Here is a 9,623-nt window from a genome sequence, read left to right as displayed (position 1 = left end):
TGGTCAATTTAACTTTTCTTTCTTGGTTTATTGCCAAGCTTTCTGGCTTTTGACTGTATTCAAAAACCCTTGGTTTATCATTGCCTGTATACTCTTCTGGATCAATCAGTTCCTGGAAAAAATATTGGGTATTTTTATTCCTTATGTGCATGCTTACCTAGATGATTTAATGGCCATGCCTGTGGTCTTGGGGATCACTCTTCAGGTTTACCGGTGGATACACCCTTCGAAAAATCAATTTGTTTTTAGTCCAGGCCAAGTGTTTGTGGGCTTTGCCTACTTTTCTTTTCTTTTTGAGTACTTACTGCCAAAGTGGTCTGATACCTATACGGCGGATATCTGGGATATCGTCTGTTATGCGGTGGGATCTATTGCTTTTTATATGTTGATCAATAAAAAAGAAATACCTTTGGAGGCCAAATAAAGCCATGCGAAGCAGAGAAATTTTCACATCTTTTTCAGAAAAACTTATTCCCCTTTATGGAAAAAATGAGGCGGAATCATTAAGCCTTTGGCTACTCGAAGATTTCCTTGGAATCAGGAGGAAGGACTTATTGGAAAATATTGAGGTGGTCTTTATTCCCGAGGAATTGGAAAAAGCCTTGGAGGCTTTATTAGAAGGTAAACCCATTCAATACATTACTGGAAAAGCCCCTTTTTATGGTAGGGAGTTTGAAGTCAACCCTGCCGTTCTGATTCCCAGAAACGAAACTGAAGAATTGGTTCATCTCATAATCAAGGAAAATAAAAAAGTTTCCTTAAGGATATTGGATATTGGGACTGGTTCAGGATGTATTCCGATCACACTTCAATTGGAAATTTTGGGTTCCAAAGTCTATGGAGTCGACATCAGTGAAACTGCCCTTGAGCTTGCACAAAAAAATGCAGACCTCCTTGGGGCTTTTGTTACGTTTCAAAAGCTTGATATTTTAACTGAAGAGATTCCTTTTCAAGACCTTGATATTGTGGTGAGCAATCCTCCTTATGTGAGGCATTCGGAAAAATCCCTGATGCACCGAAATGTGCTGGACCATGAACCCCATTTGGCACTTTTTGTCTACGATGATGATCCACTCCTTTTTTACAGAACGATTGCTGGTAAAGCCAAAAAAGTCCTGAAACCTGGCGGAAAGCTGTATTTCGAAATCAATGAGGCTTTTGGTGAGGAGACTTTGAAACTGATGGAAGATCAAGGTTTTACCCAGGTCGAACTGCATAAGGATCTTAATGGCAGGAATCGTATTTTGGTTGGCCGCAAATAAACTTCCCTGACTTTGTAGATATACGGGTACTGCTGTTCTTCATTCTGGCTTCATCTTCATTTGTTTGATTTGTAATGTCAACTTAAAATGAAGAGCAAATGAAAAATTTACTATTAGTATTCGTATTGCTTGTTTGGGCCACCTCAACCCAGGCCCAAGCTGAAGAAAAAAATGGTTCTGTCAAGGCTGCAAACATTCAAATGAATGAAAATGCTGGAAAAGGCCAAGAAATCAGTAACCTTGCTACTACTACCGAAGGAGGTAAAGAGAAAGGAATGAGCATCTCCAGCGCAGCCAGAAGAAGCACTATGATGAGAGAAAGAGCAGAAATGGCAGCAGAAAATTCTGAAGCAGGTAGGGGAAGAGCAGAAATGGGGGCTGAAAACTCCGCTGCTGGTAGAGAAAGAGCGGCAATGGGTGCTGGAAATGCCGAAAGAGGCAGAGGATTTCATGATCAACCTCGACCAAATTCACAGGTAAGACCAGAATTGCCTTCTCAAGCAAGACCAAATGTCAATATCCCACAGTCAAGGCCAAATGTTCCTGTTGGAAGACCAAATACTCCAGCACCAAATAGGCCAACACCGCCAGGAGGTAGACCTGCTGGATTACCAGGAGGTGGAGGAATTTAAAATACCATCCATTTGATTTAGAGACTGTCTCGTGTGTTTTGCATACTTGGGCAGTCTCTTTTTATATTATATTAGCAATCAATGAACCCCTTCTCCATGAATTGGAAGACAAAACTTCTAAGTATACTGTTTTCTTTGACTTTTACACTGACAATGGCTCAGGAAAAAGACTCCACTGATGTTCAAGAAGAAAATTGTGTTTGATTTTATGATCACATACCTTTTAGCATTTCCCCTATCCAAAAAACATCATCACATTTAAAGGTAGTTGAACCTTCCGGGATGTCTATCATCGTGGCATAACGGACTTCAATAATGTAAGATGCTTCCGAAGTCTGAACTTCTATGGGAGTTCCTTCAGGTGCGTGTAGCTGTACAGAAGTTTCGTTAAACCATTTTTTGAAAGCTCCTGACTTGATAGGATAATAACGCATTTTACCATCAATGATAACAATATCCAAGAAATTCAATTTGTCCTTCAGTTCAAATACATGCTTGTGATCAAAACCGACAATATTCACTGCTGCATGTTTGGTGGCAATAAGGTATTGCAGGGCTTCTTCCAAAAAGCCTCCGTCTTTTACACCTAAAAACTTTACGGGATACTGTTCTTCCAAAAGCTTATAATGCTGCTTTTGAAATGCCATGTCTGCCAAAATCAGGTCTAACTTGATTCCCCACGAAATCACTGCAAAGACTTCTTCTTGGGCCACCATCACGGTGGGAACCCATTCTAACAACGGCGCCACTGAATCGAAGCTGATGTCTTGTGTATTTAAAATCAACAATGCCGGTTCTTGTTGCTCTTTTACAAAATGATGGGAGGACATGGTAATGTTTTTTTTACTGTTATACTTTACAAATTAACTTTTCCACAAAGCAGAAAAGAACCTCTGGGCATTTTTATAGGCTAATTTTTCCAATTGCTCATTTGAAAGGTTTTCTGAGAGCCGCTCAAGAATACCGGGGTATTTGGAAGCGTCTTGTACTTCAGGAAAGTAAAAAGGGAAGCGTGACTTTTCCGGGAAGTTTTTGGTATAGAAAAAATCAGCACCAAAACACATTTGCTCTTCCGCCCCATTTTCAAAACCATAGAGAATATGCTCATAAACCCTTTCAGGCTTATCATTGTCCAGAAAAGCCCTGAGAAAATTGATCCCTATGATTCCTTTTCTTCGGACAATCTCCTGGATAAATTCATCTGTAAGGTTTCGCTTGTGGTTCCATACCGACCGGAAATTACTGTGACTCGCGATAACAGGGACATCAAGCTTTTGGGTATCTATATGGTTCAAAATCCCCTCTGCCAAAAGGTCTGAGGTATGTGAAAGGTCTATGGCAATGCGCTTCCCTGATAAATAATCCAAAAGACTTTTGCCATCGTTTTTTAGCCCTATTCCTTCGGTATAATTTCCACCGCCAAAACGGTTTTCTGTGTGGTGGGTAAAGGATATATATGCAATTCTTCCTGTCAGCTGTATGAGATTGTCCAATTGTTTGAAAGCCTCCTTCAAAGGAGCCTTTTCATCAGCAAGTCCTGCTGCATTTTCAATGGCAGCAACAAGACCTATTTTTTCTTCTTCTTCTATTTTTTCCACGAAAGTCCCGTCGGCAGCATGCACGATGTTTCCAAAATGCATCAGTACTTCCCGGAATTTGTAGGCCTGCTTGGTAGCCAATGCCATACTTCCAGGTCTTACATCCGTGTAGATGGCGCATATTTGCATTTTTACATTTCCTTGCTGTAATAAAGGTAGCGCGCAGGCTATGTCTTTGGAATTGTCTGCTGAAGCATGGGGCACCACTGCCAGGTAAGAAAGCAGGTCGCAATGCGTATCAATAATGGGGAGTTTCATAGAAAGGGACATTTAAAGCCTCTAATTTGAGAGATTTTTTAATACTTTTAAAGCTTATATCAGTTTACCTTTTAGAACTAAATTTCATATATCATATGCCAGTGGCAAAACCAATCAACTTTCAGAAATGGATTGAAGAAAACAGACACCTGCTGAAACCGCCAATTGGCAATCAGGTGATGTATAAAGGGAATGATGATTTTATCGTCATGGTAGTTGGTGGACCTAATTCCAGAAAAGACTTTCATTACAATGAAGGAGAAGAGTTTTTTTACCAAGTAGAGGGAGAAATCACCCTAAAAATTGTGGAAGATGGAGCCGTGAAAGATATCAAAATTGGCCCAGGAGAAATGTTTTTGCTTCCTGCCCGAGTACCGCATTCACCAAGAAGACCTGCCAATACCATTGGATTGGTAATGGAGCGATACCGGAAAGAAGGGGAAAAGGACGGTTTTATTTGGCATTGCGAAAACTGTGGCAATAAACTCTATGAAGAATTTCACGAAATCACTGACATCGTCAATCAGCTTCCGCCCATCATGGAGCGTTTTTGGAGCAATCCTGCCAATACAAAGTGTAATCAATGTGGGACGGTGATGGAGAAAGGGTGAATTGATTTTAGATTTTAGATTTTAGAATTGAGATTTTGTGAGATGAAGGCTTTTGGAAATCGAAGTGAGGCTAAGATCCCAAGAGGGTAGCGAATCGGGAGGATAAAGGGTGAAATAAGATGCAAGATAAAAGAAGCAAGAAACAAGACAGACGCAAGAGCCGAGAAGGGGAGATAATGAATAGTGATCAGTTATGGAGAGATCATGAAAATTGCGTGTCAACTTTTAACCTTTAACTATCCAGAGAAAGGTTGAATTTTGCATCTGTGAATATCTTTGCGAGGCTTTGCTTCTTTGTAAACTTTGCGTGAATCAAAAATCAAAATTGCAGCACCCCTTTTTCTTTACCTTTATACAAAATCAAACTCTTTGGCCTCTTGTCCACATAAAAATTGATGATATTCTGCTGTCCTTCAAAGTGGGCCAAAAGCACCTCATTGCGGATTTCCACTTTTTTGGGTTCAGTAACATTCTTTGCCTCCAGGTAAAACCAGGCCGCCTCTTCTTCTATCTCATAGCCTAAGTATTCAAATTCAACTTTTTTTCCGTTGATGATAATCTCATTGTGGGTTTTAAGGTATTCTTTGACCATGCTTTCGAGTGCTGTTTTATTTGAGGGATTCAAAAAATCCACCTTGGTATCATACAAGTCTCCCAAGGCCACTTCCAAGTCATCCCAGAAAATCTTCTGGGCAATTTCAATGCTTTCCTGGTTCTGGTTGTATCGGATCTCAGTAAGACTGATATAGAAAGGGTGGAAAAAGACCTTCCATCCCAAAAAGAGTATTAAAATGTAATTCAATTGCATGTGGATAGTTATATTTTATTTTCTTTGCAAATTAGTCAAATTAACATCACACCTGAAAATACTTCAGGTGATTATAGATTAAGCGGTAAATGGGACAGTTTCAACTGTATTTTCAATTAGGTATTCAGCACATATTAGACCTTGCGGGGTTTGATCATATTTTATTCGTAGTAGCACTTTGTGCGCTTTACGTCCTCAGGGACTGGAAGAAAATCATCATTTTAGTCACTGCCTTTACAGTGGGCCATTCCATTACCCTGGCTTTGGCGACACTTCAGGTGTTGAAAGTAAATGCTGACATGATTGAATACCTGATTCCTGTCACCATCGTAATTACTGCTTTGAGCAATATTTTCAAACCCAAGCCCAGTACGGGAAGGGGCATTCAGATCAATTATTTCTTCGCGCTCTTTTTCGGACTCATCCATGGATTGGGTTTTTCCAATTACCTGCGCTCTTTGCTGGGCAAAGAAGCCTCTTTGTTCCAGCCTCTTCTTGCTTTCAACTTGGGCCTTGAGGTAGGACAATTGGTAATTGTGGCTATATTTATGACTGCCTCTAGTATATTAATAGGTATAGCAGGTATAAATAGGAAGGATTGGACTTTGGTCATTTCCTCTATTGTCCTGGGTATGGCCTTCATGATGATGCTGGAAGCAAAATATTGGTAATGCACTTTAACCCTGCAGATGGCCTTAGGGCGGTTTGCTATATTTATAATTTAGAGAAATATAAACAATGAAACATTTATTTACCCTCACAGCAATTGTTTTGGGATTGGTTTTTAGCCTACCAGTTGCCGCACAGTGGACAGAACAAAATCATGCTGAACGATTCGAACAGCTTGGACCCATGTTACGCTCCCCAAATGTATATAGGACAGCGTCGGGTGCTCCTGGCCATATGTATTGGCAACAAAAAGCGGATCATGAAATAGAAGTAGAGCTTAATGATGACAATCAGTCCATCAAAGGGTCTCAGAAAATCACCTATTTCAACAATTCTCCAGATGCGCTCAAGTACCTATGGATTCAGCTGGACCAAAATGAAAGGGCTGCTGATTCCAACACACCTAAAATTGCTGAAAGCAGCATCAATCCAAGGATGAGTCTTAGGCAATTGGAAAGTATACTTTGGCATGACCAGGATTTGGGATATAAGATCCATTCAGTAAAAGATCTTTCCGGCAATGATATTCCGGTAACAATTGTCAAAACAATGATGCGTGTGGATCTTCCGCAGCAGTTGAATCCAGGTGAACAAGTAGACTTTACTGTAGACTGGAGCTTCAATATCCATGACAGGATGAGCTTTATTGGAGGACGTCCAGGTTATGAGTATTTCGAAAAAGACGGAAATTACCTATACACCATGGCTGAATGGTTCCCAAGAATGGCTGTTTACTCGGATTTTGAAGGTTGGCAGCACAAACAGTTTGTGGGTAGAGGAGAATTTGCACTGACATTTGGAGATTATAAAGTGAAAATTACAGTCCCTGCTGACCATATGGTAGGTTCTACTGGTGTACTTCAGAATCCTGAGGAAGTATTGAGCAGTGCAGAACTTGAAAGATGGAACCGCGCTAAAACCAGTTTTGATAAACCTGTGATCATCCGTACACAGGCAGAGGCTGAAAGGTTGGAAAAACAAAAATCCAAGGATAAGAAAACGTGGATTTTCCACGCTGAAAATGTTAGGGATTTTGCCTGGACCTCATCCAGAAAATTCATCTGGGATGCGATGGCTGTTAAGCAAGGTGGTAAAGACGTCATGGCAATGTCTTACTATGCCAAGGAAGCAAATCCACTTTGGGAGCAGTATTCTACCAGGGCTGTAGCACACACAATCAAGTCCTATTCAGCAAGAACTTTTGACTATCCTTATCCAGTGGCGATTTCCGTGGAGGCTACCAATGGTATGGAGTATCCTATGATCTGCTTTAACTATGGTAGACCAGATGAGGATGGTACTTATTCGGATGCTATCAAGTATGGTATGATTTCCGTGATTATCCACGAAGTAGGACACAATTTCTTCCCCATGATTGTCAATTCTGACGAAAGACAGTGGTCATGGATGGACGAAGGCCTGAACACCTTCCTTCAATACCTTGCCGAACAGGAGTGGGATAGGGATTATCCATCTAGAAGAGGTGCAGCACATAAAATTGTTCCATACATGCAAAGTGAAAGACACCTGTTGGAACCAATCATGACCAATTCTGAAAATATCATTCAGTTTGGTCCAAATGCTTATGCCAAGCCGGCCACGGCTTTGAATATTCTTAGGGAAACCATCATGGGAAGAGAGCTATTTGACTATGCTTTCAAAGAGTATTCGCTTAGGTGGAAGTTCAAACACCCAACTCCAGAGGATTTTTTCAGAACCATGGAGGATGCTTCAGGAGTGGACTTGGATTGGTTTTGGAGAGGTTGGTTCTTCGGAACTGATCCAGTAGATATTTCTATGGAAAATGTGAGTTGGTATAAGCTTGACAACAGAACTCCAGCACAGAAAAAAGCGGATCAGCAAAAAGAGGCTGAAAGAGAGGCTTACCATATCAGTCAGGATTACAATAAGGATGATATTCCGCAAACTGTTGTAGAAGCGGATCCGGCTACCAGAGATTTCTACAATTCCTATAATCCTTTTTCCGTCACTCCAGAAGATGAAAAAGCTTACAAGGAATTTATGGACAGACTTTCTCAAAAGGAGAAAGACCTACTCAACTCAGGGTTGAACTTCTATGAGATTACTTTCAGAAATGTGGGAGGCCTCGTGATGCCATTGATCCTTCAGTTCAACTATACAGACGGAACTTCTGAAGTAGAGAGAATACCTGCAGAAATCTGGAGATTGAATGAGTGGGAAGTAACTAAGGTTTTTGCCAAGAAAAAAGAAGTAAAAAATATTGTGTTAGATCCATATAGAGAGACTGCGGATATTGACGAGTCCAATAATTATTGGCCAAGACAATTTACTCCAAGCCGATTTGAGCTTTTCAAAAGCACTGGCGGAGTAAGAGGTGCTTCCATGGGTGACAATCCTATGAAAAGAGCCAGAAGGCGGTAATTGAATTCATATTCATTTCAGATCAATCCCCTGTCTAAGAAAATTAGGCAGGGGGTTTTTTTATCTAATCATTCCACCCCAAATCATTTCAGGAAAAGGATTAGTGATGTATCTGCTTATTATTTTTCCATCTTTTATATTAAGGTTTGAAGAAAGCCTAAGTAGTTTATTAAAATCAGCTCCATTTCCAGTTTCTTTTACTTCAAAGCTGTACTTTTTATCAAGTATGAAATCTATCTCATTTCCATTTTTCATTTGATAGTAACTGACCGATCCAAAGTGCTTTAGTTGGTTATAAATAGTATTTTCAAATTTGGATCCACTGGATAGGGGTGAGCAAAAAGCAACCAACCCACTGTCTGAAAAATAGATTTTTCTCGCTTTAACAATTTCACGATCTGGATTTAAGGAATACACTGGTATGGTGTTAATAAGATAGGTACTTTCGAGAAAGTAAATATAGTTTTCTACTGTTGGTCTTGAAAGCTGGCATGCACTTGATATTTTACTGATATCAAGCTTGGTTCCAATTCTCGCAGCAAGCAAACTAATCAAATTTTCTATCTCTGATGTTTTTCTAATATCTGATAATTGTATGATATCAATATTGATATAAGATTCTAAAATATCCTTCAATAAATCCCTTTTTTCACTCGCTTTTTGAGTTAAAACTACCTCTGGAAAACCCCCAAACTCTAAAAAGATTTCATAATATCCTTTCAACCTTTCATATTCACTAATATTATCTTTTATGTCAAATATGTTTTGGGTGGGTAAATAGGGAATTTCATTGAATGTTAGAAACTCACCAAAATCTAAGGGGTGAATTTCAAATACTTTTTTCCTTCCTGCCAAGGACTCTTGAAATTTATTTTTGATATAATATGAACTTGATCCAGTACAAATAAACTTAATGTCATAGTGGTCATAGAGGTATTTAATAGTACTTGGGATATTAGGTACCAATTGTATCTCATCTAAAGCAATAAGTACTTTTTCACTAAAGTTTGCACCTTGTTGTTTTAACGCAAGTATAATATCCTCATAGTTTTCTTGAGAAAATAGCTTACGATTATCTATTCTCTCCAAATCAAAGAAGTATTGTTGAGAAATGTTGGACAGACCCATTAATTCTTTTGTAAGGGTAGTTTTTCCTGTTCGTCTCATTCCTGTCAACACTGTGACTTGCTTTTGGAACAAATGCTCAACTAAGCCTGATAGAATTTTGCGTGTATAGAACATATACTGAAATTTAAATTCTAGTTTACAAATAGTATTACTATTTTCAAAGTATAGTTTACAAATAGTATTACTATTTGCTAAATACAGTTTACAAATAGTAATAACCTAACACTTGCCTTGGATAAAAGTGATCTATAAAA

At 39.3% G+C, this 9,623-nt stretch carries 10 protein-coding genes; 6 read left to right on the top strand and 4 right to left on the bottom strand.

Features of this window, described 5'->3' with window-relative positions; genetic code table 11:
* The 3 genes from EA341_RS16370 to EA341_RS16360 form a co-directional block, all read left to right on the top strand.
* On the top strand, positions 1 to 424 hold a 424-nt coding region (locus tag EA341_RS16370), incomplete at its 5' end, for a hypothetical protein (RefSeq protein WP_367127700.1).
* Positions 425 to 428: 4 nt separating this feature from the next.
* Positions 429 to 1,262, top strand: a complete 834-nt coding sequence (prmC, locus tag EA341_RS16365; protein ID WP_293016245.1) for a peptide chain release factor N(5)-glutamine methyltransferase — start codon at positions 429 to 431, stop codon at positions 1,260 to 1,262.
* 98 nt (positions 1,263 to 1,360) lie between these two features.
* Positions 1,361 to 1,894, top strand: a complete 534-nt coding sequence (locus EA341_RS16360) for a hypothetical protein (protein ID WP_293016244.1) — start codon at positions 1,361 to 1,363, stop codon at positions 1,892 to 1,894.
* A gap of 212 nt (positions 1,895 to 2,106) precedes the next feature.
* Here EA341_RS16360 and EA341_RS16355 read toward each other — a convergent pair whose 3' ends face one another.
* Both EA341_RS16355 and EA341_RS16350 read right to left on the bottom strand, forming a co-directional pair.
* A complete protein-coding gene (locus EA341_RS16355) occupies positions 2,107 to 2,724 on the bottom strand; it encodes a thiamine pyrophosphokinase (RefSeq protein ID WP_293016243.1) in 618 nt (205 codons plus the stop codon).
* A gap of 33 nt (positions 2,725 to 2,757) precedes the next feature.
* Positions 2,758 to 3,750: a membrane dipeptidase gene (locus tag EA341_RS16350; protein ID WP_293016242.1), complete on the bottom strand. Its 993-nt coding sequence runs from the start codon at positions 3,748 to 3,750 to the stop codon at positions 2,758 to 2,760.
* Positions 3,751 to 3,845: 95 nt separating this feature from the next.
* Here EA341_RS16350 and EA341_RS16345 point away from each other — a divergent pair, with 95 nt between their 5' ends.
* A complete protein-coding gene (locus tag EA341_RS16345) occupies positions 3,846 to 4,361 on the top strand; it encodes a 3-hydroxyanthranilate 3,4-dioxygenase (RefSeq protein ID WP_293016241.1) in 516 nt (171 codons plus the stop codon).
* 319 nt (positions 4,362 to 4,680) lie between these two features.
* Here EA341_RS16345 and EA341_RS16340 read toward each other — a convergent pair whose 3' ends face one another.
* The gene (locus tag EA341_RS16340) at positions 4,681 to 5,169 is read right to left on the bottom strand and encodes a DUF6702 family protein (protein ID WP_293016240.1); all 489 of its coding nucleotides are present in this window, start codon (positions 5,167 to 5,169) and stop codon (positions 4,681 to 4,683) included.
* A gap of 89 nt (positions 5,170 to 5,258) precedes the next feature.
* On the opposite strand from EA341_RS16340, the gene EA341_RS16335 reads away from it, so the two are divergent.
* Together EA341_RS16335 and EA341_RS16330 are read left to right on the top strand one after the other, a co-directional pair.
* Positions 5,259 to 5,840: a HupE/UreJ family protein gene (locus EA341_RS16335; protein ID WP_293016239.1), complete on the top strand. Its 582-nt coding sequence runs from the start codon at positions 5,259 to 5,261 to the stop codon at positions 5,838 to 5,840.
* 67 nt (positions 5,841 to 5,907) lie between these two features.
* A complete protein-coding gene (locus EA341_RS16330) occupies positions 5,908 to 8,241 on the top strand; it encodes a M1 family metallopeptidase (protein WP_293016238.1) in 2,334 nt (777 codons plus the stop codon).
* A gap of 60 nt (positions 8,242 to 8,301) precedes the next feature.
* Here EA341_RS16330 and EA341_RS16325 read toward each other — a convergent pair whose 3' ends face one another.
* Positions 8,302 to 9,483, bottom strand: a complete 1,182-nt coding sequence (locus EA341_RS16325; RefSeq protein ID WP_293016237.1) for an ATP-binding protein — start codon at positions 9,481 to 9,483, stop codon at positions 8,302 to 8,304.
* Positions 9,484 to 9,623 lie beyond the last annotated feature (140 nt).

The organism is Mongoliibacter sp., assembly GCF_007692705.1.
Classification (GTDB): Bacteria; Bacteroidota; Bacteroidia; order Cytophagales; family Cyclobacteriaceae; genus Mongoliibacter.
Note: the sequence above shows the minus strand (reverse complement) of the source record. Positions and strands in the feature narration are given on the sequence as shown.